Source organism: Duganella sp. CT11-25 (assembly GCF_047302815.1).
Taxonomy (GTDB): domain Bacteria; phylum Pseudomonadota; class Gammaproteobacteria; order Burkholderiales; family Burkholderiaceae_D; genus Rugamonas.
In genome coordinates this window covers 3,569,940-3,592,451 of record NZ_JBKBFD010000001.1, presented here as the reverse complement: position 1 = coordinate 3,592,451, position 22,512 = coordinate 3,569,940, and the positions used below count along the sequence as shown (strand labels likewise).

General features: G+C 63.2%; 20 protein-coding genes. 12 read left to right on the top strand and 8 right to left on the bottom strand.

Features of this window, described 5'->3' with window-relative positions; genetic code table 11:
- Positions 1–35: 35 nt before the first annotated feature.
- The 3 genes from ACEN9F_RS15490 to ACEN9F_RS15480 are packed head-to-tail and all read right to left on the bottom strand — an operon-like array spanning position 36 to position 4,653.
- On the bottom strand, positions 36–788 hold the full coding sequence (locus tag ACEN9F_RS15490) for an RHS repeat domain-containing protein (protein WP_413420992.1): 753 nt from the start codon (positions 786–788) through the stop codon (positions 36–38).
- 8 nt (positions 789–796) lie between these two features.
- Positions 797–2,179 carry a hypothetical protein gene (locus ACEN9F_RS15485; RefSeq protein WP_413420990.1) on the bottom strand — a complete coding sequence of 461 codons (1,383 nt, stop codon included), beginning with the start codon at positions 2,177–2,179 and terminating at the stop codon, positions 797–799.
- The gene (locus ACEN9F_RS15480) at positions 2,176–4,653 is read right to left on the bottom strand and encodes a DUF6531 domain-containing protein (RefSeq protein WP_413420988.1); all 2,478 of its coding nucleotides are present in this window, start codon (positions 4,651–4,653) and stop codon (positions 2,176–2,178) included. Before ACEN9F_RS15480 ends, ACEN9F_RS15485 begins: the two co-directional genes overlap by 4 nt.
- Before the next feature lie 287 nt (positions 4,654–4,940).
- Here ACEN9F_RS15480 and hutU point away from each other — a divergent pair, with 287 nt between their 5' ends.
- The 8 genes from hutU to ACEN9F_RS15440 all read left to right on the top strand — a co-directional run bounded on the left by hutU (position 4,941) and on the right by ACEN9F_RS15440 (position 16,438).
- On the top strand, positions 4,941–6,644 hold the full coding sequence (gene hutU, locus ACEN9F_RS15475) for a urocanate hydratase (RefSeq protein ID WP_413420986.1): 1,704 nt from the start codon (positions 4,941–4,943) through the stop codon (positions 6,642–6,644).
- 8 nt (positions 6,645–6,652) lie between these two features.
- The gene (gene hutH / locus ACEN9F_RS15470) at positions 6,653–8,194 is read left to right on the top strand and encodes a histidine ammonia-lyase (protein ID WP_413420985.1); all 1,542 of its coding nucleotides are present in this window, start codon (positions 6,653–6,655) and stop codon (positions 8,192–8,194) included.
- An 18-nt stretch (positions 8,195–8,212) separates the two neighbouring features.
- A complete protein-coding gene (gene hutG / locus ACEN9F_RS15465; RefSeq protein ID WP_413420983.1) occupies positions 8,213–9,001 on the top strand; it encodes an N-formylglutamate deformylase in 789 nt (262 codons plus the stop codon).
- Positions 8,998–10,359, top strand: a complete 1,362-nt coding sequence (locus ACEN9F_RS15460; RefSeq protein WP_413420981.1) for a formimidoylglutamate deiminase — start codon at positions 8,998–9,000, stop codon at positions 10,357–10,359. Before hutG ends, ACEN9F_RS15460 begins: the two co-directional genes overlap by 4 nt.
- The gene (locus tag ACEN9F_RS15455) at positions 10,356–10,931 is read left to right on the top strand and encodes a HutD family protein (RefSeq protein ID WP_413420979.1); all 576 of its coding nucleotides are present in this window, start codon (positions 10,356–10,358) and stop codon (positions 10,929–10,931) included. Before ACEN9F_RS15460 ends, ACEN9F_RS15455 begins: the two co-directional genes overlap by 4 nt.
- Before the next feature lie 22 nt (positions 10,932–10,953).
- Positions 10,954–12,165, top strand: a complete 1,212-nt coding sequence (gene hutI, locus ACEN9F_RS15450; RefSeq protein WP_413420977.1) for an imidazolonepropionase — start codon at positions 10,954–10,956, stop codon at positions 12,163–12,165.
- An 81-nt stretch (positions 12,166–12,246) separates the two neighbouring features.
- On the top strand, positions 12,247–14,898 hold the full coding sequence (locus ACEN9F_RS15445; RefSeq protein ID WP_413420975.1) for a zinc-dependent metalloprotease: 2,652 nt from the start codon (positions 12,247–12,249) through the stop codon (positions 14,896–14,898).
- Positions 14,899–14,905: 7 nt separating this feature from the next.
- A complete protein-coding gene (locus tag ACEN9F_RS15440; protein ID WP_413427079.1) occupies positions 14,906–16,438 on the top strand; it encodes a glycine betaine ABC transporter substrate-binding protein in 1,533 nt (510 codons plus the stop codon).
- Here ACEN9F_RS15440 and ACEN9F_RS15435 read toward each other — a convergent pair.
- The 3 genes from ACEN9F_RS15435 to ACEN9F_RS15425 form a co-directional block, all read right to left on the bottom strand.
- Positions 16,433–16,609: a hypothetical protein gene (locus ACEN9F_RS15435; protein WP_413420974.1), complete on the bottom strand. Its 177-nt coding sequence runs from the start codon at positions 16,607–16,609 to the stop codon at positions 16,433–16,435. The genes ACEN9F_RS15440 and ACEN9F_RS15435 overlap by 6 nt on opposite strands.
- A gap of 247 nt (positions 16,610–16,856) precedes the next feature.
- A complete protein-coding gene (locus ACEN9F_RS15430) occupies positions 16,857–17,348 on the bottom strand; it encodes an N-acetyltransferase family protein (protein ID WP_413420972.1) in 492 nt (163 codons plus the stop codon).
- Positions 17,348–18,268: a DMT family transporter gene (locus ACEN9F_RS15425; RefSeq protein WP_413420970.1), complete on the bottom strand. Its 921-nt coding sequence runs from the start codon at positions 18,266–18,268 to the stop codon at positions 17,348–17,350. Before ACEN9F_RS15425 ends, ACEN9F_RS15430 begins: the two co-directional genes overlap by 1 nt.
- Positions 18,269–18,427: 159 nt before the next feature.
- On the opposite strand from ACEN9F_RS15425, the gene ACEN9F_RS15420 reads away from it, so the two are divergent.
- Entirely contained in the window at positions 18,428–18,565 is a 138-nt protein-coding gene (locus tag ACEN9F_RS15420; RefSeq protein ID WP_413420968.1) for a hypothetical protein, read from the top strand.
- Here the strand turns inward: ACEN9F_RS15420 and ACEN9F_RS15415 are convergent, their stop codons facing one another.
- On the bottom strand, positions 18,566–19,000 hold the full coding sequence (locus ACEN9F_RS15415; RefSeq protein WP_413420966.1) for a DUF962 domain-containing protein: 435 nt from the start codon (positions 18,998–19,000) through the stop codon (positions 18,566–18,568).
- A 96-nt stretch (positions 19,001–19,096) separates the two neighbouring features.
- Between ACEN9F_RS15415 and ACEN9F_RS15410 the strand changes: the two genes are divergently transcribed.
- Positions 19,097–19,630, top strand: coding sequence for a DNA-deoxyinosine glycosylase (locus ACEN9F_RS15410; protein WP_413420964.1), 534 nt, complete (start codon positions 19,097–19,099; stop codon positions 19,628–19,630).
- A gap of 108 nt (positions 19,631–19,738) precedes the next feature.
- Positions 19,739–21,292 (top strand): PQQ-binding-like beta-propeller repeat protein, encoded by a 1,554-nt coding sequence (locus ACEN9F_RS15405; protein ID WP_413420962.1) that lies wholly within the window; start codon positions 19,739–19,741, stop codon positions 21,290–21,292.
- Positions 21,293–21,307: 15 nt separating this feature from the next.
- Here the strand turns inward: ACEN9F_RS15405 and ACEN9F_RS15400 are convergent, their stop codons facing one another.
- Positions 21,308–21,988 carry a GNAT family N-acetyltransferase gene (locus ACEN9F_RS15400; RefSeq protein ID WP_413420960.1) on the bottom strand — a complete coding sequence of 227 codons (681 nt, stop codon included), beginning with the start codon at positions 21,986–21,988 and terminating at the stop codon, positions 21,308–21,310.
- A 120-nt stretch (positions 21,989–22,108) separates the two neighbouring features.
- Here ACEN9F_RS15400 and ACEN9F_RS15395 point away from each other — a divergent pair, with 120 nt between their 5' ends.
- Complete coding sequence (locus ACEN9F_RS15395; RefSeq protein ID WP_413420958.1) at positions 22,109–22,486, top strand: homoserine dehydrogenase; 378 nt, start codon at positions 22,109–22,111, stop codon at positions 22,484–22,486.
- The last annotated feature ends 26 nt before the right edge of the window (positions 22,487–22,512 follow it).

Here is a 22,512-nt window from a genome sequence, read left to right as displayed (position 1 = left end):
CATGATTCCTTTCTCAAAGTCCTAGCGATACGAAATTAGTGCTTTTTCCAGCTGCTGTAACTTTCGCAATAGTTTTTCTCGAACCCTCGCTTCCATCGTTGAGTTTCAACGGGGTCGTCGCACTTTTTAACGCAGGATTTTTCGGCTTCAAAGGCCCTACATTCGGAGTCGCGAAGGAAGTCTCGATAATTGTCCCCATTAACCGATGCTGTGGGCAGGTAGCCGGCTGGTTTGCCAACGCAGGAATTCTTGCCGTAGCGATCAACCCAATCGTCGATATGCGATTGCTCATGGATCTGAGTACAACCACTCGCGGGTCCCTTGTCATTATTCACGACAGTGTAATTGCCTTTGCCATCACAAATGATCGTGGACGCATCCGCCAAACCATATGGATCATAGCCCCTGAGCGGGTTTCCAAACACATAGGCGTAGGTGTTGATACCACCACGAAGTCCAATCGGGTCACTCTGGATGTACCGCCCCAGCGCCGGATCATAGTCCCTGAAGTAGTTGTAATACAAATAGCTCTCTCGGTCAAATACTTGCCCGGGAAAGCGCAGATTAAAAGTAAATCCTGGCGCGCCAGCAGGTGCGTCATTTGGTGGTTGAGCACCGTATGGATCGCTTTCCCATTTCCAGACCAGCACGTTGCTCTGATCCGTAATCGCGCGCGGCGTGTTCAATTGATCGGTCTGGATAAAGTAGATATCTGAGGCGCCCGCGATCTCCATACCCAGCACGGTCAATGCCAGGATCACGATCATTTTCTTCAGCATGTTCATCATGGCGTCCCTTATTTCAGCACTGCTACCGGGATATCGCCCAGGTAGATGTATTCTGTGATGACACTGTCGGTGCTCTCGGCAATGAGCTTGCCGCCGCCGTCATAGTGAAATACCGTGGTTGAGGTCGGCGTACTCTTTTGTACGCGCTGGCCCTGCGCGTTGATCTTGTAGCTCACCACACCAATTGCCGTGTTGGCCGATACCATGCGCCCGCGTGCGTCGTAGTTGAAGGTGCTGACGCCATTGCCAGTCGTGCTGCCATTTGCATCCATCGCGATGGCATTGGTCTGGCTGCCTGACACTTGCGTCAGGCGATTGCTATTGGTCGCGTAGGTATAGCTGGTGACGGCCCCGCCATTGGAGTGCTGCGTGCGGTTGCCCACGGCGTCATAGCTGTAGGCGAGGCTTAAATTAGAGCGTTGGTCGCTGGTGACACGGTCCAGCAGATCGTAGCCATAGCTGCGGCTATTGACCGCATTGCCTGCGTCAGCGACGCCGGTGATCCTGCTGCCCGCGTCGTAGCTGAGCGTTTGCAATTGTCCGTTGAGGGTGTAGCTGGTCACGCGCCCGTCCAGATCATAGGTGCGCGTATAGACCTGCCCGTTGCCAAAGGTGATCGACTTCAACGGCCCCAAGGGCTGGTAGCCCGCTTGCGTCACGACAGCGGCGGTGACGCCATCCCGGGTGGTGTTGATCGCGGTGATGCGACCCATGGCATCCAGGGTGTAATCCACAAGGCGCCCGCTGGGATAGATCAGGCCAACCAGGCGACCGTCCGTGTCGTAGCGGTAGCTGGTAACGTAAGCTTGGCCGCCGATAGTGCGCGCCTCCGCCAGCACCCTGCCGTGCTGGTCGTAGCTGTACTGCGTGGTGCCGCTGATATCCGTTAGCTGGCTCAGGCGTCCGATGCCGTTCTCGCCTTGATCGTAGACGTAGGTTGCGCTGCTGCCATCGGCGTAGCTGATCGAGACAGGACGGTTCAGCAAGTCATACTGAAAAGTGGTGAGCTGTCCTTTCGCGTCTGTCTGCGTCTTGAGGTTGCCGGCGGCGTCATAGGTGCTATTGACGATGCCGGTGTCGGGACTCGTGGTTCGTGTCAGGTTGCCCAGGCCATCAATCGCGTACGCAGTCACCAGAGTGCGAGCGTCAGTTACCTGGGTTAGCTGATCGAGGCCATCGTACTGATACTGGGTAATACCGCTGTTCGTATCCGTTACTTTGATGCGGCGCCGTAGCAAATCGTAGTCCTGCTTCGTGATCCTGTTCAAGGGATCCGTGATCTGGGTCAGGTTGCCCACCGTGTCGTACACGTAGCTCGTGGTTGTATTCTGAATTTGGGCCGTAGCGGTGCTGCACAACACCGCTACGAATGGTAGAAGTGCGCGCTTCATTGCGATGCTCCCGTGATTTGCTTCAGACGATTCAAAGGATCAAATACGCGGCTGATCTTGCGGGCAAGGGTGCCGTTGGCATCTGTGACTTGTTCTGCGATACGATTTCCGACCAGATCGAGCGTGTAGGTAATGCTATTGCCATTGCTGTCAGTGATGCCGGTCAGGCGGTGGGCAGGATCGTAGGTGTAGATCAGGGTTGAGCCGCCAGGCATGGTTGCCTTGGTCATTTGACCTACGCCATCGTATTCATAGCTGGTGCTTTCTCCTCCGCTAGAGCTGGTTGATAGCCAACCGCGGGGCGTATAGCTAAGGTCTGTCACCAGTCCGTTCGGGTCGGTGATTTTGCCTACTCTGCCATTGGCGTCATAGTTGCTATAGCTGATCACATGCCCGGCGGCGTTGGTCACGCTGGCGAGGTTTCCCTGGCTGTCGTAGCTGAGATTGGTCGTGTCGTTGAGCGGTCCGGTAACGGTCAACGGTTGGCCAACGTCGTTATAGGTATAGGACCAGTTGCGAACCGCACCCGCAACCGCCGCGCCTAGTCCCTGCGCGCCGTTGATGTCGGTGGTCGCTTGTATGGATTTACTGAGCAAATTTCCGGCGATGTCGTAGGCCAAAGTCGTCATCCGCAGTGGCGTGGCGATCTTGACGGGCAAGCGCATGGTGGGGTGCCATGAGGTCGTCGTGGTGCGGGCAGACGCGGTTCCCGACGCTTCGGTCCGACTGGTTTCGAGATTCCGCGTCAAGTCATAGGCATACGCGGTGATGCTGCCATTCCAGTCTTTGCTGGTCAGTACATTGCCATTGTTGTCGTAGGTTCGCGCCAGCATGCCGTCGCAGCCGGCGCAAGGCTGATCTATTGTGTCGTTCCTCGATACGCCAAGTATGACCTTGATGTGATAGTTACGCACGATCGTCGCAGGTGTCGCTGCGGTGCCGATCGAAGATGTTGTCGTGTTCGTCAGCGCCCCAGTGCTGCCATCGCGACTGCCGAAGCTGACTTGAACCTTTTCCACCCCGCCGGCATGTTCGGAGGCCACAGTGCGTGCATAGCAATCGTAACTCCATGTGGCAAAACGCACACCGTTTTCGTCGGTGATGCCGGTAAGTGCATTGAGCAGATGTCCAAAACCGTTGCCCGACGCCGTGACGTTGGAGCAGTAGCTTCCACCATTAATCCGGGGCGATTCGTTGTAGTGATACAAGCGGCTTTTGCCATCGGGATAAGTGACTTTTGTGAGGTTGTTTGCGGTACAGGCCAAGCTGGTTGGCGCCGATGACAAGCACCCACTGGACGGACCATCATAGCTATACAGATAGGACTGGCCAGCCGGGTCCAGCACTTTGACGATACGCGACTTGCCGTCATATTCGAACTGCAATTGCCGTCCCCAGTGATCGGTTACGCAGACGAGCATGCCGGCGGCGATGGGCGCTCCGGATTGAACGTTGGCGCAGGCCGGTGCATCGACCGGTAAGCGCGAAACATTGGTGTCGTTGGAACTGCCGCTGCTGTATGTGAATCGTTGGCTCGCTCCCGTGCGACTGGTAGCGGCAATCAATCGTCCATCCGCATCATAATTTTCGGTATCCTGCGCGGCAGTCAGGTAAGTCCAGCTCACCGGCGTTACGCCATCCGACGCATATTGCGCACTGATGCGGTCATCCACATCCGCGTCGCCGATCCATTGATCGCCGGACTTGGTAAAAGCGTAGATCTTGCCATCTGGGCGAACCGCCGATACCGCTGGTGCCGCGCCGGCCACCGCTCTATTTTCGCAAAACACCATGCCGGTGGTTGAGCGCGAAAAGCACATGGACTCGGTGCGTTGAGGCAGCATCTGCAGCCTGCGGTCGACAGGTTGGCTCCAACGGCTGCCGAAGGCGCCGGACAAGACGCTGATGTCGGCGAACATGCCTCCGTTGTATGTTCGCGCCTGCGAAAGCGGCAAGCCCGGCGTCAGCGTCTCAAAGTCCACCTCCAGTTGAACCTTGTTGCCTGTGCCAATTGCAATAGGGTTGCCACAAGAGGGCTGGCGGTTTTGCGGGTTGGTCGGGCAGGAGGCACCGTTCGCCTTGGGACTGGAAGGCAAAGGCATTGTGTATTTGCTTATAAAATCACAACGTTTTGTATCGCTGAAATAGTGAACCCTATCGTTGTTTGAGCAGGCCCACGCATTGAGATAATAGAATTTAGTGATGCCAGCTGGCTGGGACCTGTCCTGAAACCATCCGCCGACAATGTTGTTAAATGAATTGGGATTGTCGACCGGAGCTGCCGCACCGCAATTGGCAACATTATTCAGCGTGCTGTTCATCAGATCGACGCATGCGGCATAGAGCACCGTCGCAGTGACATAATTGCCCTCCCACACATAGTGCGTCCCCGGGATTTCCTCCCTTATGTCAGCCCTTGCCTCTATTGAGCCCAATAGCAAAAGTGCGATTACGCATTGCCATAAATATTTCATCTTTAACATCCGCCTGAGTATGATGGAAGGATTAGGTAACGCGAGCAAGCATCGACCCGCTGAGCAGGTTGGAACATAGCATGTGTTGCCGTATGGAAATCTATTCAAATGTCACGTTGAGATGCGCCATCTTGAAAGGCTGTAAGCGGACGCCAGCCGGGCGGCAAGCGGGTGTGTAAAAAGGCAGCTAAATGAGTTGACTTGGTTGTCTATACAACTTATCCTTTGAGGATGCGCTGACCGCAGGCATGCGGCCGGTCCCCACTCACTCAGGAGCAGGAGCTACCATGACGACCCATTTAGACAGCGACCCACGTTACGATGCCAGCCGCGAGATCCGCGCGCCGCGCGGGCCGGAACGCACCTGCAAAAACTGGGGCGCCGAGGCGGCCTATCGCATGATCCAGAATAATCTGGACAAGGAAGTGGCGGAAAATCCCAAGCACCTGGTGGTGTACGGCGGCATCGGCCGCGCGGCCCGCAACTGGGAGTGCTACGACCAGATCCTGGCGTCGCTGCGCGAGCTGGAAGACAATCAAACCCTGCTGATCCAGTCCGGCAAGCCGGTCGGCGTGTTCCAGACCCACGAAGACGCGCCGCGCGTGCTGATCGCGAATTCCAACCTGGTGCCGAAGTGGGCCAACTGGGAGCACTTCAATGAGCTGGACCGCAAGGGCCTGTTCATGTACGGCCAGATGACGGCCGGCTCGTGGATCTACATCGGTACGCAGGGCATCGTGCAGGGCACGTTCGAGACCTTCGCCGAGGCGGGGCGCCAGCATTTCGGCGGCGACCTCAAAGGCCGCTGGGTGCTGACCGCCGGTTTGGGCGGCATGGGCGGCGCGCAGCCGCTGGCCGCGACCATGGCGGGCGCGGTGTCGCTGACCATCGAGTGCCAGCAGAGCAGCATCGACTTCCGCCTGCGCACCCGTTACCTCGACAAGCAGGCCGCCAGCATCGACGAGGCGCTGGAGATGATCAAGCTGCACAAGGCGAACGGCGACGCGATTTCCATCGGCCTGCTGGGCAACGCGGCCGACGTGCTGCCGGAGCTGGTGCGCCGCGCCAAGGCCGGCGGCATCGTGCCGGACGTGGTGACCGACCAGACTTCCGCGCATGACCTGATCAACGGCTACCTGCCGCAGGGCTGGAACGTGGACGAGTGGAAGGCCGCGCAGCACGACGCCGCGCGCCATGAGGCGCTGAAGGCCGCCGCCACCGTCTCGTGCGCCGTGCACGTGCAGGCGATGCTGGACTTCCAGGCGCTGGGCGCCAAGGTGGTCGACTACGGCAACAACATCCGCCAGGTGGCGTTCGACCACGGCGTGAAGAATGCGTTCGATTTCCCTGGCTTCGTGCCGGCATACATCCGTCCGCAGTTCTGCGAAGGCCGCGGCCCGTTCCGCTGGGTGGCGCTGTCCGGCGATCCGGAGGATATCTACAAGACCGACGCCAAGATCAAGGAGCTGTTCCCGCATCACGCGAACGTGCACCGCTGGCTGGACATGGCGCGCGAGCGCATCGCCTTCCAGGGCCTGCCGGCGCGTATCTGCTGGCTGGGACTGGGCGAGCGCCACATCGCCGGCCTGGCCTTCAACGAGATGGTGCGCAACGGCGAGTTGAAGGCGCCGGTCGTCATCGGCCGCGACCACCTGGACACCGGCTCCGTCGCCAGCCCTAACCGCGAGACCGAGAGCATGAAGGACGGCACCGACGCCGTCTCCGACTGGCCGCTGTTGAACGCGCTGCTGAATACCGCCGGCGGCGCGACCTGGGTGTCGCTGCACCACGGCGGCGGCGTGGGCATGGGCTATTCGCAGCACTCCGGCGTGGTGATCGTGGCCGATGGCACCGATGCCGCCGCCAAGCGCCTGGCGCGCGTGCTGGTCAACGACAGCGGTTCCGGCGTGATGCGTCACGCCGATGCCGGCTACGACACCGCGGTTGCCTGCGCCAAGCGCAATGGCCTGAACCTTCCCATGATCAAATGAGTAACGATATGAATGCACTGACTCTGAAACCCGGCGCGATGACGCTGTCCGAACTGCGCGACGTGTGGAGCGCAGCCGCTCCGTTGAGGCTGGCCGCCGAAGCCTACCCGGTGATCGAGGCATCCGCCGCCGCCGTGCGGGCCATCGTCGCCAAGGGCGACGCCGCCTACGGCATCAATACCGGCTTCGGCCTGCTGGCCAAGACCCGTATCCCGGACGACAAGCTGGAACAGCTGCAGCGCAACCTGATCCTGTCGCACTCGGTCGGCACCGGCGAGCTGGTGTCGGATGCGGTCTGCCGCCTGATCCTGCTGATGAAGATCGGCAGCCTGGCGCGCGGCTACTCGGGCGTGCGTCCGCTGATCATCGATACGCTGATCGCGCTGTACAACGCCGGCATCATGCCCGCGATTCCGGCCAAGGGTTCGGTCGGCGCGTCGGGCGACCTGGCGCCGCTGTCGCACATGACGCTGGCCATGCTGGGCGTGGGCGACGTGCGCGTCGACGGCAAGCTGGTGCCGGCCGCCGATGCGCTGAAGGCCGCGGGCATCGCGCCGGTGGTGCTGGCCGCGAAGGAAGGACTGGCGCTGATCAACGGCACGCAGGTGTCGACCGCGCTGGCGCTGCACGGCCTGTTCATGGCCGAGCGTTTGCTGGAAGCGGGCATGGTCTCCGGTGCGTTGTCGCTGGACGCCGCCAAGGGCAGCGACTCGCCGTTCGACGCGCGCGTGCACGAAGTGCGCGGCCAGCCGGGCCAGATCGCCGCCGCGTCGATCTATCGCCAACTGGTCAGCGACAGCGCGATCCGCGCCTCGCACCTGGTCGGCGACGAGCGCGTGCAGGATCCTTACTGCCTGCGCTGCCAGCCGCAAGTCATGGGCGCCTGCTGGGATATCATCGGCAACGCCGCCCGCACGCTGCTGATCGAGGCCAACGCCGTGACCGACAATCCGCTGCTGTTCAAGGACGGCGAGTTGTCGGTGGTGGTCTCGGGCGGTAACTTCCACGCCGAGCCGGTGGCCTTCGCCGCCGATACGCTGGCGCTGGCCATCGCCGAAATCGGTTCGATCTCCGAGCGCCGCATCGCGCTGCTGATCGACGCCACCTTGTCCGGACTGCCGCCGTTCCTGGTGCGCGATCCGGGCGTGAATTCGGGCTTCATGATCGCCCACGTGACCGCCGCCGCGCTGGCGTCGGAGAACAAGTCGCTGGCCCATCCGGGCAGCGTCGACACCATTCCGACCTCGGCCAACCAGGAAGACCACGTCAGCATGGCGACCTACGCCGCGCGCCGCCTGGACGATATGGCGCAGAATACGGCTGTCATCCTCGGCATCGAATTGCTGGCTGCGGCGCAGGGCATCGACTTCCATCGTCCGCTGAAGACGTCGCCGCATCTGGAGCATGTGCATGCGCAGTTGCGCCAGAAGGTGCCGTTCTACGACGCCGACCGCTTCTTCGCGCCGGATATCGAGGCGGCCAAGGGCATGGTCATGCGCGGCGAGTTGAGCGCATCGTGCAAGGGTTTGTTCACGCCCGTGCATCCATAGTTCATCCAGGAGGACATCATGGATTATCAGTTCAAAGCAGGCAGTATTCCCTTGCTGGTGTCCATGCCGCACGTGGGCACCGAGATCCCCGACGATATCCTGGCGTCGATGACGCCGGCCGCGACCGGCAAGCAGGATACGGACTGGCACCTGGTGCGGCTGTACGAGTTCCTGGGCGGGATGGGGGCGTCGGTGCTGTCGGCGCGCTGGTCGCGTTACGTCATCGATTTGAACCGGCCGCCGGAAAACACCAACCTGTATCCGGGCCAGGATACGACGGGCCTGTGCCCGGTCGACACCTTCCACAGCGAGCCGCTCTATCTCGACGGCCGCGTGCCGGACGAGGCGGAAGTGCGGCGCCGCCTGCAGGCGTACTGGAAACCGTATCACGACCAGCTGCGCGCGGAGCTGGACCGTTTGCTGGCGCTGCACGGCGCCGTGGTGTTGTGGGATGCGCATTCCATCGCTTCGGTGGTGCCGCGTTTCTTCGAAGGCAAGCTGCCGGACCTGAATTTCGGTACGGCCGACGGCAAGAGCTGCGCGCAGGGTCTGGGCGACGCCGTCGTTGCGCGCGCGCTGGCGCAGGAACGGTTCAGCGTCGCCGTCAACGGCCGCTTCAAGGGCGGCCATATCACGCGCCATTACGGCAAGCCGGAAGCCAACGTGCATGCGATCCAGCTGGAGATGTGCCAGTCAACCTATATGGATGAAGACGCGCCTTACGGCTACCGGCCGGACCTGGCGGCGCAGGTGCAGGGGGTCTTGCAGGGCATGACGCAGGCCGCCGCCGACTGGGTGCGCGCATGAGCAGGCTGTTCGCCCGCCACGCGCTGCTGCCGGAGGGATGGCGCAAGGATGTGCTGATCGCGTGGGATGCCGCCGGGGATATCACGGCGGTGACGGCCGGTGCGGCTGCTGAAGGTGCCGACGCGGCCGAGTATGTCCTGCCGGGCATGATCAACCTGCATTCGCACAGCTTCCAGCGGGCGCTGGGCGGCCGCACTGAAAAGGCCGGCGACAGCAAGGACAGCTTCTGGACCTGGCGCGACCTGATGTACCGCTTCGCGCGCAACATCACGCCGGAGCACATCGAGGCCATCGCGGCCCAGCTGTTTTCCGAGTGCCTGCGCCACGGCTACACGTCGATGTGCGAGTTCCATTACGTGCAGCGGGCGCCGGATGGCGCCATGTATCCGCGCCCGGCGGAAACGGCGGAGCGTGTCATCGCCGCCGCACGTTTGACCGGAATCGGCATGACCATGCTGCCGGTGTTGTATAGTTATTCCGGCTTCGGCGAAAGTCCGCTGAAACCCGAGCAGAAACGTTTCAAAACAGATGCGCAGGATGTGTTGCGCGTGATCGAGGCGCTGGAACCGTTGCGCGATGCGCAGACGGAGGTGGGCGTGGCGCCGCATTCGCTGCGCGCGGCGTCGGTGGAACAGATGAACGAGGTGTTGGCGACGCTGCCTGCGGCGCGCCCGGTGCACATCCATATCGCCGAGCAGCAGGCGGAGGTGCGGCAGTCGCTGGACTGGAGCGGACGCCGCCCGGTGCAGTGGCTGCTGGACCAGATCGCCGTTGACGAGCGCTGGTGCCTGATCCATGCCACGCACCTGGTGGCGGACGAGGTGGATGGCATCGCCCGCAGCGGTGCGGTGGCGGGCTTGTGCCCGACCACCGAGGCGAACCTGGGCGACGGCCTGTTCCCGCTGGAGCCGTTCCTGGCGGCGGGCGGGCGCTTCGGCATCGGCAGCGACAGCCATGTATCGCAGAGCGCCGTCGAGGAATTGCGCTGGCTGGAATACGGCCAGCGCCTGCAGCTTCAGCGCCGCAACGTCGCGGTGTCCGCCGATGAGCGCAACGTCGGCGACTTTTTGTGGCAAGGCGCGCTGCGCGGCGGCGCGCAGGCGGCGGGACGGCCGGTGGGCGCCTTGGCGCCGGGCCGCCGCGCCGATATGATCGTGCTCGATGACGGTCATCCGAATATGTTTGGATTGGCGCTGGACGAGGTACTCGGCAGCTTCGTCTTCAGCGGCAATGACAATCTGGTCAAAGACGTCATGGTCGGCGGCCGGTGGGTAGTACGCAATCAGCAGCACGTTGCGCAGCAGGCGATCGCTGCGCGCTTCAAGCAGACCTTGGCCGAACTGAGGGAGTTCCGATGACCCAGCTAATCCAGTATGCAAGCCTGCGGCCCGCGCCGTGGAAAAACGGCGGCGGTTCCACGACCGAAATCGCCATCTCGCCCACCGGTTCCGGTTTCGATGAATTCGACTGGCGCATCAGCCTGGCGACCATTTCGCAAAGCGGCCCTTTCTCCTCCTTTCCCGGCATCGACCGCTCGCTGGCGCTGGTGGACGGCGACGGCGTGCTGCTGGACTTCGGCGACGAGCGCTTTGTGCTCAGCCCCAGCGAGCCGCTGATCGAGTTCGCCGGCGAGGACGAGGTGCACGCCACCGTCACCGGCGCGCTGACCACGGACTTCAATGTGATGACGCGGCGCGGCCGCTGCCGCCACCGGCTGGAACCGCTGGTGGTGCGCGGCCGGGAGGAGCTCAAGCGCCGCAGCGCCACCACGCTGCTGTTCCTGGCCGACGGCGAGAGCCTGACGCTGAGCAGCACGCGCGAGCGCATCGCCATGGTGCGCTACGACGTGGTCGTCATGGAGGCCGAGGAGGCCTGGTCGCTGGAGGCGTCGCTGGCGACGGTATTCGTGGTCGATATCATCAATAACTAGACAATCATTCGAAAGCCGCTTCATGTGGGATGTCCTGTTTACGAACGTGCACCTGGCCACGATGGCCGATGGCTATGGCGAAATCCGCGATGCGGCCATCGCCGTCAAGGATGGCCGCATCGCCTGGTTCGGGCCGCAAGCCGGCATGCCGCAGGGCGTACCGGCTGTCACGGTCCACGATGGCGGCGGCAGCTGGCTGACGCCGGGACTGATCGACTGCCATACCCACATCGTCCACGCCGGCAACCGCAGCGACGAATTCGAGGCACGCCTCAACGGCGCCACCTATGAAGACATCGCGCGCGCCGGCGGCGGCATCATGTCCACGGTGCGCGCCACGCGCGCCGCGTCGGAGGACGAGCTGCTGCGCCAAAGCCTGCCGCGCGTGCGCAGCCTGCTGGCCGAGGGCGTGACCACCATCGAAATCAAATCTGGCTACGGCCTGACGCTGGAGTCGGAAGCGAACATGCTGCGCGCCGCGCGCCGCATCGGCCGCGATTTCCCGGTCAATATCGCCACCACCTTCCTCGGCGCGCACGCGCTGCCGCCGGAATTTGCCGGCCGCGCCGACGACTACATCGCCGAAGTCTGCGCGATGATCGCGCCGCTGGCCGCCGAGGGTTTGGTCGATGCGGTCGACGCCTTCTGCGAGCGCATCGGCTTCTCGCATGAACAGACGGAGCGCGTGTTCCAGGCTGCGCGCGCGCACGGCCTGCCGGTCAAGCTGCATGCGGAGCAGCTGTCGGACCAGCGCGGCGCGGAACTGACGGCGCGCTACAACGGCTTGTCCGCCGATCACCTTGAACACCTGAGCGAGGCGGGCATCGCGGCGATGGCCGGCGCCGGCACCGTGGCCGTGCTGCTGCCCGGCGCCTACTACTTCCTGCGCGATACCACGCCGCCGCCGGTGGCCGCATTGCGCGCCGCCGGCGTGCCGATGGCCGTGGCCACCGACTGCAACCCCGGCACCTCGCCGATGACGTCCCTGCTGCTGGCGATGAACATGGTGTGCACCTTGTGGCGCTTGACGCCGCTGGAAGCGCTGGCCGGCTGCACGCTGCACGCGGCGCGCGCGCTGGGCATGCAGCAGCAGACCGGCAGCCTGGAAGTGGGCAAGCGCGCCGACTTCGCGCTGTGGCGCATCGCGCGTCCGGCCGACCTGTCCTACGCCATCGGCCTCAATCCGTGCCGGGGCGTGGTCAACGCCGGCGTATTGCGCTCCCCCCAGGTTTAGAGGCAGCTCTCGAAAATCCGCTCGTTAAGTTGTGCTTTCGGTTACATTATCCCGGATGCCCTCTAACGTAACAGGATACCCATGTCTGCCTTGAACTCCCTCCGCGCCGCCATCCTGCTGGCGATCGGCGCGCAGGCGCTGGCCCAGGAGCCTACGCCGCCAGCGCCGCCCGTGCCGCACGCGCCCGACGTGCCGGTGGTGGCGACCACGCCGCTGCAGCCTGCCGCCACGCCCACGCCTGTGGCGGCGCCGGTCGCCGCGCCGCGCCCCTTCGCCGATCTGGTGCGCGGCGCCGCGCATTTGCCGGGTTTCCTGGGCCTGTACCAGAAGGAGGAAAAGGTCTGGATCGAGCTGCGGCCCGACCAGTTCGACCGGCCGATCTTCATGTCGGTGAACATGCCGAACGGGATCGGTGAGCGCGGCGTGTACGGCAGCCAGATGGGCATGAGCCAGGTGGTGGTGTTCCACCGCATCGGCAACCTGGTGCAGATGATCGCCAAGAATACCGGCTATGGCGCCAAGGGCGGTACGCCGCAGGCGATGGTGGTGCAGCAGGGATTTTCGGACAGCCTGCTGGCGATCGCGCCGGTGGCCAGCGGGCCCAGCGCGCAGAGCAAGTCGATACTGGTCGAGGCGAACATCCTGCTGCTCGGCGATATCCCGTCCTATACGACGCGGCTGGAAGCGGCGTTCCGCATGCCGTACGCAATGGACGCGCGCAACAGCAGCTTCATGACGATACGTTCGGACGAGGCGATGACGGGTCTCCAGGTCAATGCGCACTTCTTCGTGCCGCGCATTGCGGCGCCGCCGGCGGTCGTGCCGCCGGTGCCGACGGCGATCGCCAATCCACCGGTGACGCTGCCGGACCCGCGCAGCATGTTCCTTGGTTTTTACTACAGCTTCATGCCGCTGCCGGCGCAGCCCATGCACGGCCGCCGCGCGGACGACCGCATCGGCCATTTCGTCAGCACCAGCCAGGATTACTCCGACGACGTGACGCCGACCACGGCGGTGCATCTGGTGTCGCGCTGGCGCCTGGAGAAGCAGGACCCGGCGCAGGCGCTGTCGGAACCGAAGCAGCCTATCGTGTACTGGCTGGATGCGAATATCCCCGAGAAATACCGCGAGTCGGTGCGCCAGGGCGTGCTGGCATGGAACGAGGCCTTCGAGCGCATCGGCTTCAAGAACGCCATCGTGGTCAAGCAACAGGCCGAGACCGACCGCTTCAATACGATGGATGCGCGGCATGCGTCGGTGCGCTGGTTCGTCGGCAGCGATGTCGGTTTCGCCATCGGGCCGCGCCAGGTCGATCCGCGCAGCGGCGAGATACTCGATGCGGACATCGGCATGTCCGACGTGTTCGCGCGCGGCGTGCGGCGCGTGGTGGCCGAGGATGCATATGCACTTGCGCCAACGCCGAACGACGAGGCGCATTGCGACTACATGCACGAGTCGGCGCAGGAGATGGGCTTCGCGATGGATCTGCTGGAGCTGCGCGGCGAACTGGACATGGGCAGTCCCGAGGCGGACGCGGTGGCGCAGGCTTACGTGCGCTCGGTGATCATGCACGAAGTCGGCCACACGCTGGGCTTGCGGCACAACTTCCGTTCGTCGACCATTTACAGCATCGCGCAGTTGCAGGATGCCGAGTTCACGAAGAAGAACGGGCTGGCCGGATCGGTGATGGACTACACGCCGTTCAACCTGTCGCTCAAGGGCGAGAAGCAGGGCGAGTACGTGACCTCCACGCTGGGGCCTTACGATTACTGGGCGATTGAATACGCCTACAAGCCGCTGGAGCCGGCGCAGGAGAAAGAGGAGCTGGCCAGGATCGCCTCGCGCTCCGATGAACCGCTGCTGGCCTTCGGCACCGACCAGGATGCGGGCGGGTTCAACTCCGATCCGGACGTGAACGTGTTCGACCTCGGTAGCGATCCGCTGGCTTACTTCCAGCGCCGCCTGACGATATCGCGCGAGCTGTGGGACCGCGTGCAGAACCGCACGCTGAAGCCCGGCGAGAGCTATGAATCGCTGCGCCGCAGTTTCGACTATGGCTTCCAGCAGTTTGCGCGCACCATGCCGGTGGTGGTCAAGTATGTGGGCGGCGTGACCTATCTGCGCGATCACGCGGGCACGGGGCGCGCGACCTTCACGCCGGTGCCGCTGCCGCGCCAGCGCGCGGCCTTGCGGATGCTGACCGACAGCCTGTTCAAGACCGACAGCTTCAAGTTTACGCCGGCGATGATCAGCCGCCTGGGCGTGGATCACTTTGCGGAGCGCGGCAGGGCGGATGTGTCGGTGGGCGGCCGCGTGCTGGCCTTGCAGTCGGGCGCGCTGGATCAACTGATGTCCGATGCGGTGGCGGTGCGCCTGCTCGATTCGGAGGAGAAGCTGGACGACCGTAAGCAGGCGCTGAGCCTCGACGAGCTTTACACCACGGTGCAGGGCGCCGTGTGGAGCGAGCTGAAAACCGGCAAGGATGTCACCGGCATGCGCCGCAACCTGCAGCGCGAGCATTTGAAGCGGCTGGTGGCCGCGCTGCTGCGCATGTCGGCGACGACGCCGGCCGATGTGCGCAGTCTGCAGCGCGAGAATGCCTTGAAGCTGCAGCGCGAACTGCGCGGCGCGATGGGCCGGCCGATCAGCCGCGAGGCCAAGGCCCACCTGTCGGAGAGCTATGAGACGCTGAGCCAGGCCTTGAAAGCGTCGATGCTGCGCGCGGGAGCCTGAGGTGCGGATATCACGACGACTTCCGGCCTGGCTGGCCGGCGCGGCGCTGCTGTGCCTGGCGATCGCCGACGCGGCGGCGGCCGGCGACACGCTGCGCATCGGCTCCAAGCGCTTCACCGAATCCTATATCCTCGGCGAGGTGCTGGCGCAGACCGCCGCGCCGCACGCCAAGGCCGAGCACCTGCAGGGACTGGGCAACACCGCCATCGTGCTGGCCGCGTTGCAGGCGGGGCGCATCGACGTCTATCCCGAATACCTGGGCACCATCGACCTGGAAATCCTCAAGCACACGCAGGCCGCGCCGCTGGAGCGGATCCGGCGCGAACTGGCGCCGATGGGATTGGGCGTGGCGGTGCCGCTGGGCTTCAACAATACCTATGCGCTGGCGATGCGCGGCGGCCCGGATGGCGTGCGGAAGCTGAGCGAGCTGGCGGGCCAGGACAAGCTGCGCTTCGGGCTGTCGCATGAATTCATCGGCCGCGCGGACGGTTGGCCGGGGCTGGCCGCGCGCTACGGCTTGAAGCAGCGACCGGAAGGGCTGGACCACGGCATCGCCTACGAGGCGCTGATGCAGAAGCAGGTCGACGTCATCGACATCTATTCGACCGACGCCAAGATCCGGCAGTACGGCTTGCGCGTGCTGGACGACGACCGCGCCTACTTCCCGCGCTACGACGCGGTGCTGCTGTACCGGCTCGATGCGGCGCAGCGCTTTCCCGAGGCGTGGAAGGCGATCGGCCAGCTGGAGGGACGCATCAGCGCGGCCGACATGATCGCCATGAACGCCGCCGCCGAAATCGACGGCCAGGGGTTCGACCGGGTGGCGCGCGAGTGGCTGGCGACGCATCAGCCGCAGACCGCCGGCGCACACGGCGTGCCCGTGGCATCCGCACCCGCCACGGGAGCGGCGCGCGATGGATTGATGGCCAAGCTCTTCGACCACAACCTGTGGCGCTTGACGCGCCAGCATCTGACGCTGGTGCTGCTGGCGGTGGCGCTGGCCTGCGTGGCCGGCATTCCGCTGGGCGTGCTGGCGGCCGCGCTGCCGCGCTTGCGGCAAGTGGTGCTGGGCCTGACCGGCGTGCTGCAGACCGTGCCGTCGCTGGCCCTGCTGGCGCTGCTGATTCCGCTGCTGGGGATGATAGGCACCGTGCCGGCGCTGGTGGCGCTGGTGGTGTACGCCTTGCTGCCCATCGTGCGCAACACCTGCACCGGCTTGCTGCAAGTGCCGGCCGGCCTGCAACTGGCGGCGCAGGCGCTGGGGCTGCGTCCCTTCCAGCGCCTGCTGCATATCGACCTGCCGCTGGCGCTGCCGGTGATACTGGCCGGCGTCAAGACGGCGGCGGTGATGAGCGTGGGGACGGCCACCATCGCCGCCTTCATCGGCGCCGGCGGCTTCGGCGAGCGCATCACGATCGGCCTGGCGCTGAACGACAACGACATGCTGCTGGCGGGGGCGATTCCGGCGGCGCTGCTGGCGCTGCTGACCCAGGGCGCGTTCGAGCTGCTGGAGCGCCTGGCCGGGCGCGGGCGCTCATAGCGACTGCAGCTTGGAGCGCACCGTGACCACCTGCTTGTGCAGCACACGTTCCGCATGGAAATCATTCTCGCGCTGGGCGGCGATCACTTCCAGCGCGCGCTTGTAGCGGTCCAGCCGGGAACGCAGCCAGGCCTTGTAGACGGTGATAATGACGGGGGGCAATTTGATCATGGCAGACTCCGGCAAAGTTGGCATCCTCACCATTCTCTGGGAGTCGACCGCTCGCACCTTGCGATGAATCAATAGCAGGCAGCAGGTTTTTGTAAAGCGGAGGTAAGCAATTTTAAGGCGGGGTAATGATTTGTAAGGCCTGCGGAAGCCGGCGCGCAGGGAGGCTATAGTGAATCCGTTGATTCAATCTCCCTCCCACTGACACCGGGTTCTTCCCACACAGCAATATCGTTGTGTGGGATTTTTTTTACGCCTGGTCCGACAAATGCGTCAGCGCATCGCCGGTGACGCGGCAGATGCGCCAGTCCGGCATCACGGTCGCGCCCATGCCTTCGTAGAAGGTGATGGCGTTGGCGTTCCAGTCCAGCACCGACCATTCGAAGCGGCCGCAGTCGCGCTCGACCGCCAGGCGCGCCAGCGCGACCAGCATCTGCTTGCCGTAGCCCTTGCCGCGGCAGGATTGCTTGACGTACAAATCTTCCAGGTACAGGCCCTTCTTGCACAGGAAGGTGGAGAAGTTGTGGAAGAACAGCGCGAAGGTGACCACTTCGCCGCCGGTCTCGCCGACCAGCGCTTCGCACACCGGCTTGTCGCAGAACAGGCTGTCGTGCAGCATGGCTTCGTTGGCGACCACCATGTGCTCCAGCTTTTCGAACACGGCCAGTTCGAAGATCATGCCGAAGATGGCGGGGACGTCGGCCGGCGTGGCCGGGCGGATGTTGAGTTCGGAAGTGCTCATCAGGCTTCTGCTGCGCTTTCTGTAGGGAGGGGGGAATCGGATTGCAGGGCCCAGGCGACGCTGGACAGGCACAGTACCATGCCGGCCCATTCCAGCGCGCCGGGACGGAAGTGTTCGAGCTGGATCGACAGCAGCACCGAGATCACCGGCGTGACGACGCCGATGTAGACGGCCTTGTCGGAACCGATGCGGTGGATCAGCGTGAAATAGGCGGCGAAGGCGATCACCGAGCCGAACAGCGAGAGGTAGAGCAGGCCGCCCCAGTATCTGGCGGTGGACGGCATGCTGAACGATTGGCCGCTGACCAGCACCCACACGGCCACCAGCAGGCTGCCCCACAGCATCGACCAGGCCATGGTCAGCAGCACGTTGGACGATTGCTCGCGCACCTTGATGACGACCACGTTGCCGACCGAGCTGGCGATGGTGGCGGTCAGGGCCAGCACCAGGCCGAGCAGGAAGTGTCCGTTGCCGCCGTTGAGGATCTCGTTCCAGGCGCCGTGGATGGATTGGAAGAACAGCAAAACCACGCCGCAGATGGCGACGCCGCCGGCGCTCCAGGTGCGCCAGCCCAGCGGCGTGCCGAAGGCGAGGCGGTTGAGGATGGGGTTCCAGAACACCATCAGCGCAAACAGCACGGCGACCAGGCCGGACACCAGGTATTGCTCGGAGGTGTAGGTGCAGATGTAGCTGAGCCCGAAGGTGGCGCAGCCTTGCAGGATCATCCAGCGCTGCGTGCGCCAAGGCATCCGCAGGCGGTCGCCGCGCACGGCGCACCAGGCGAACAGCACGGCCGAGGCCAGCGCGAAGCGGTAGACCACGGAGACGGCCGGCGCCACCTCGCCCAGCTGCAGCGTGATGGCGAAGAAGGTGGAGCCCCAGATCAAACAGGCGATGACGAAGAGTAAAGGAGAGGACATCGAACGAGTATAGCTGGCGCGGCGGTTTCTTGCCTAGTAGCCACCTTTTTGTTGCGACGCAACACCCGCGGATTTAAGTTGTAACCGGCGTGTAAATCTAGCTGATTTTGTTGAAATACCAAGTATAGTGAAATTTATAATCATCAACAGGAGAGCGGCATGAGCACCGCGCTGCAAATCAAGGTCATCACGCTGCTGGGCTATGTGGCGATCAGCACCATGCTGGTGCTGATGCTGGCCGAGGACGAAATGCAGGGCGCCGCGCAGACCTTGTTCGCCCACGCGATGTTCCGCTAGTCAGTACGCCAGGTTCAGGCGGCGGTACAGAAAGCCCAGCACGAACAGCGGGCCGATCAGCAGGAAGCGCAGGTCGTCGAAAAACGACGGCTTCTTGCCCTCGATCTTGTGGCCGATAAACTGGCCGATCCAGGCCAGCACGAAAATCGCGATCGACAGCGGCAGGATGGCGCGCTCCGGCAGGGCGGCCAGGAGGGCCAGCATCACGGCCGCCATCAGCAGCATGCCCACCGCGAACGGCTTCGACAGCTTGAAGTAGTACCACAGCGAGGCCAGGGTCAGCGCCAGCGCCGCCAGCGGGTGGATGGCCCACACCAGGCCGAGCAGCGTGAACATGATGATGGGCACGCAGACAAAGTGGATCAGTTCGTTGGTGGGATTGAGATGGCTTTCGCTGTACTGGGCCAGCAGGGTATCGATGGTGCGTTCCGTCATACTAGTCTCCCGCGGTTATTGTTATGGCGCGGTCGGTGCCGCCGTCAAATTCTACACCCGAAAATGCGCCTGTCCACTGTCCGGTACAATGGCAGCATGCCTGCAGACCCATCTCCATCCCCTTCCGGTGCGCCGGCGCGCAAGTGCTGCTTCGATCCTGTGATCGACGAACATACCCGCTTGCTGGTGCTGGGTAGTCTGCCGGGAGAAAAGTCGCTCGCGGCGCAAGAATATTACGCCAATCGTCAAAACAAGTTCTGGCTGCTGATGTCGGAAGTGATCGGTTTGGAACTGGTTACACTCAACTACGCCGCGCGCCTGCAAGCCTTGCTGGCCCATGGCGTAGGGCTGTGGGATGTGGTGGCGCAAGCCCATCGGCCCGGCAGCCTGGACAGCGCTATCCGCAATCGCGACGATAATGATTTGCCTGGGCTATTGGAGCGCTACCACAACATCGCTGCGATTGGCTTCAATGGCGGCACCGCGGCCAAGCTTGGTTTGAAGGTGCTGAAGGAGCGCGCTATGCGCTACGAGATTATCGCGCTGCCGTCCAGCAGCCCCGCCTATACCCTGGCCTATGCCGAAAAGATGAAGTCTTGGTCGGTCTTGCGGGCCGCCCTCGCCAGATGATAATTTCCAAAAAGAATTATTGACTAAAGGCATCTATTTTGTGATTATTTAGTCAAATGATTTTTTTGAAAGTACTTCATGTTGAAAATTTGTAGCGCTGGCGTTGTCTTGCTGGCATTGGGCGCGTGCGGCGGCGGTTCGTCCGAAGCGCCTTTGTCGATCAGCCTGTCCGCCCCGACTCAAACCATCCAGCTGGCAGAGGGCGCGTCCGGGCAACTGAGCTTTGACGTCAATGTTGCCGGTGCTGGTAGCAAGTCGTTGATCCCCGTGGTCAAGTTCGATCAAAAGTTGTTCGCGCTGAATACGCCCATCAGTTCTTCCGGGGGGAAACATAGCGTGACACTCAAGGTGTTGCCCGATATTGTCTATGATGGCTTGCAAGGCCAACTGACGGTGCAACTGTGCGAGGACGCCGCTTGCGTGACGCCCCGTGCGGGCACGACGCAGACACTGAGCTACAAAGTCGCCATGGAGTTGAAGGATTGGGGCATGTATCAGCGCAATGCGACCCACAGGGGCTATGTGCCGCTGCTTGCGGATGTCTCCAGGTTCAAGCAGGCCTGGACGTGGTGGTTGCCGCAACTGGGCGCGTTGAATTCGGTCGCCAGCGGCGATGGCAAGGTATTTTTGACGAGCGATAATTACAACATGGCCAATGGGGCCTATGCCCTGGACGAGGCCACCGGGACTGCGTTGTGGAGCAAGACTGCTTCCAATCTTGCCTTGAATGCTCCGGCCTATGCGAATGGCGCCGTGTATGCGAATGCTCGCGAGGTGAATAATTCCATGTACAGTTACAGCCTCTGGACGCTGAATGCCAAAGACGGCGGCCTGACCCGGAAAATACCGCTGACCCGCGGCGACGACGTGTTGGCGCCCACCATCGAAGGCGACAGCCTTTTCATCGACGGCGCGTATTTCTCCGGCGGCGTCACTTCGTTCTCGCTGGGTGACGGCGCGACCCGCTGGCGTATGAGCGACGGCAATAACGCTTTTTCCACGCCGGCAGTGGACCAGGAGCAGGTCTATTACTACAACGGCTCGGCGCTGTTTGTTTACCGGCGCGCCGACGGTAGCCGCGTAGCGTCCATCCGCGATACCAATGCGACCAACAATGCGAATTCGTCCGATGCGATTTCAGCGCCTGTACTCGGATCCTCCAACAATGTGCTGGTCTTGAGCGGTACACAGTTCACCGGGCTGGGCGGCAGCAGCGCGGCAGGCGGCAGCAGCCGGCAGATCGTCAACTTCGGGCTGGGCGGCGCCAATATCGGTCCGCTGTGGATCACTGCGGACCGCTATTTGACTCAGCCCGCGTTGGTGGACGGCGTGATCTACGCCGGCACCGGTTCGATTTACACGGGCGCGACCACCGGCTATACCGCACGCTTTGATGCGATCAGCGAGAGCACCGGTAAAGTGCTGTGGTCGTGGACGCCACCTGCCACCGACAAGAGCTTTTACCGCAACGTGGTTGTGACCAAGAATCTGGCGTTTGTGAGCACCGATCAGAACGTGTATGCGATTGATCTGGCAATGCACCAGTCGGTCTGGCAAGCGCCCTACCCCGGGGAGCTGGCCATCAGCGCCGGCAAGTTCCTGATGATCGCCACTGGTGCACGCCTCGGCGATGGCCGGGTGGTGGCAATCAAGCTGCAATAAGTCGGCGGACCAGGCTTATTCCGCTACCACCACCCGCACCGTCGATTCCAGGTAATCCTTGAAGCCCATGTCCAGGTAGAGCTGGTGGGCGGGGTTGGTGCGCATGACGTGCAGGAAGGAGGTTTCGCCGCGCAGCATGTGGCGGCGGATCAGCTTGCCGATCAGGCGCTTGGCCAGGCCGCGTCCCTGGTAGTCGGGATGGGTGCAGACGCCGCTGATCTCGCACAGCCCCGGCGCGCGCAGGCGCTCGCCCGCCATCGCCATCAGCCGCTCGCCGTCGAAATAGCCGAAGTAGTCGCCCAGCTCGATGGTGCGGATGCCGAACGGGCCGGGCTTGCACAGCGTGGCCAGCTCCAGCGCCTGCTGCGCGTGGCGCGGCTGCAGCGGCACGGCCTCGGGCGCCGGGTCGGCGGCCGGCATCGCGCCGTCCCAGACCATGCGGAACATGGTGGTCTCGGCGTCGATGCGCCAGCCGGACGGGGCGGCGCCGTTCCAGTTTTCGCAGTAGAAGTGCTCGCCTTTGAGGCACCACGGCGCCAGCGCCGCGAAGTCCGGCCGCGCCGGGTCGGCGAAGGCGATGATGGGCGAGAAGCCCTGCGTGTAGCGCCGCACCTGGTCGGTGCCGCTGGAGTGCTGGCGGTGCGCGCCGGCCAGCGTGTGCCAAAAAATGTGGTCTAGCAGTTCATTCCGTTCCATTCGTCTTGCCTTGTCGAGAAGTCATGGTTATGCTTGCTTTCAATACACTTTCTTTTAGCATAGTTTTAACAGGGGCATTGATCGCAGTTGAATTTTACCTAAGACCAAGCAGGGGACACCATGGATAATCAGAAAATCGCCATCATCGGACTGGGCCGTATCGGATCCGCGTTCTTGCGCAATATGCTGGGCCGGCGCGGCCGCGGCGTGGAACTGGTGGGGGTGGCCGAGAGCGGCGATACGCCGGGCCGGCAAATGGCGCTGGACGCCGGCTTGAGCGTGGTGTCGCTGGATCAGATCGTGGCGCTCGGCACCGGCGTCGATATCCTGTTCGACCTGACCGGCATTCCCGCGGTGCGGCGTGAGATCCGCGAGAAGCTGATGGCGCAAGGTAACCACCATACGGTGATCGCCTCGGAAACCATCGCCCGCCTGATCTGGGTCATGACCACCGACGACGACTTGCCGGTGATCGCCGGCCGCAGCACCGGCTACTGACGCCGTTCCCCATAAAAAAATCCCTC

What these genes read in the sequence shown, in the direction of transcription:
- ACEN9F_RS15490 (WP_413420992.1), bottom strand. Translation starts at nt 788, where the DNA reads ATGATGAACATGCTGAAGAAAATGATCGTGATCCTGGCATTGACCGTG.
- ACEN9F_RS15485 (WP_413420990.1), bottom strand. Translation starts at nt 2,179, where the DNA reads ATGAAGCGCGCACTTCTACCATTCGTAGCGGTGTTGTGCAGCACCGCT.
- ACEN9F_RS15480 (WP_413420988.1), bottom strand. Translation starts at nt 4,653, where the DNA reads ATGAAATATTTATGGCAATGCGTAATCGCACTTTTGCTATTGGGCTCA.
- hutU (WP_413420986.1), top strand. Translation starts at nt 4,941, where the DNA reads ATGACGACCCATTTAGACAGCGACCCACGTTACGATGCCAGCCGCGAG.
- hutH (WP_413420985.1), top strand. Translation starts at nt 6,653, where the DNA reads ATGAATGCACTGACTCTGAAACCCGGCGCGATGACGCTGTCCGAACTG.
- hutG (WP_413420983.1), top strand. Translation starts at nt 8,213, where the DNA reads ATGGATTATCAGTTCAAAGCAGGCAGTATTCCCTTGCTGGTGTCCATG.
- ACEN9F_RS15460 (WP_413420981.1), top strand. Translation starts at nt 8,998, where the DNA reads ATGAGCAGGCTGTTCGCCCGCCACGCGCTGCTGCCGGAGGGATGGCGC.
- ACEN9F_RS15455 (WP_413420979.1), top strand. Translation starts at nt 10,356, where the DNA reads ATGACCCAGCTAATCCAGTATGCAAGCCTGCGGCCCGCGCCGTGGAAA.
- hutI (WP_413420977.1), top strand. Translation starts at nt 10,954, where the DNA reads ATGTGGGATGTCCTGTTTACGAACGTGCACCTGGCCACGATGGCCGAT.
- ACEN9F_RS15445 (WP_413420975.1), top strand. Translation starts at nt 12,247, where the DNA reads ATGTCTGCCTTGAACTCCCTCCGCGCCGCCATCCTGCTGGCGATCGGC.
- ACEN9F_RS15435 (WP_413420974.1), bottom strand. Translation starts at nt 16,609, where the DNA reads ATGATCAAATTGCCCCCCGTCATTATCACCGTCTACAAGGCCTGGCTG.
- ACEN9F_RS15430 (WP_413420972.1), bottom strand. Translation starts at nt 17,348, where the DNA reads ATGAGCACTTCCGAACTCAACATCCGCCCGGCCACGCCGGCCGACGTC.
- ACEN9F_RS15425 (WP_413420970.1), bottom strand. Translation starts at nt 18,268, where the DNA reads ATGTCCTCTCCTTTACTCTTCGTCATCGCCTGTTTGATCTGGGGCTCC.
- ACEN9F_RS15420 (WP_413420968.1), top strand. Translation starts at nt 18,428, where the DNA reads ATGAGCACCGCGCTGCAAATCAAGGTCATCACGCTGCTGGGCTATGTG.
- ACEN9F_RS15415 (WP_413420966.1), bottom strand. Translation starts at nt 19,000, where the DNA reads ATGACGGAACGCACCATCGATACCCTGCTGGCCCAGTACAGCGAAAGC.
- ACEN9F_RS15410 (WP_413420964.1), top strand. Translation starts at nt 19,097, where the DNA reads ATGCCTGCAGACCCATCTCCATCCCCTTCCGGTGCGCCGGCGCGCAAG.
- ACEN9F_RS15400 (WP_413420960.1), bottom strand. Translation starts at nt 21,988, where the DNA reads ATGGAACGGAATGAACTGCTAGACCACATTTTTTGGCACACGCTGGCC.
- ACEN9F_RS15395 (WP_413420958.1), top strand. Translation starts at nt 22,109, where the DNA reads ATGGATAATCAGAAAATCGCCATCATCGGACTGGGCCGTATCGGATCC.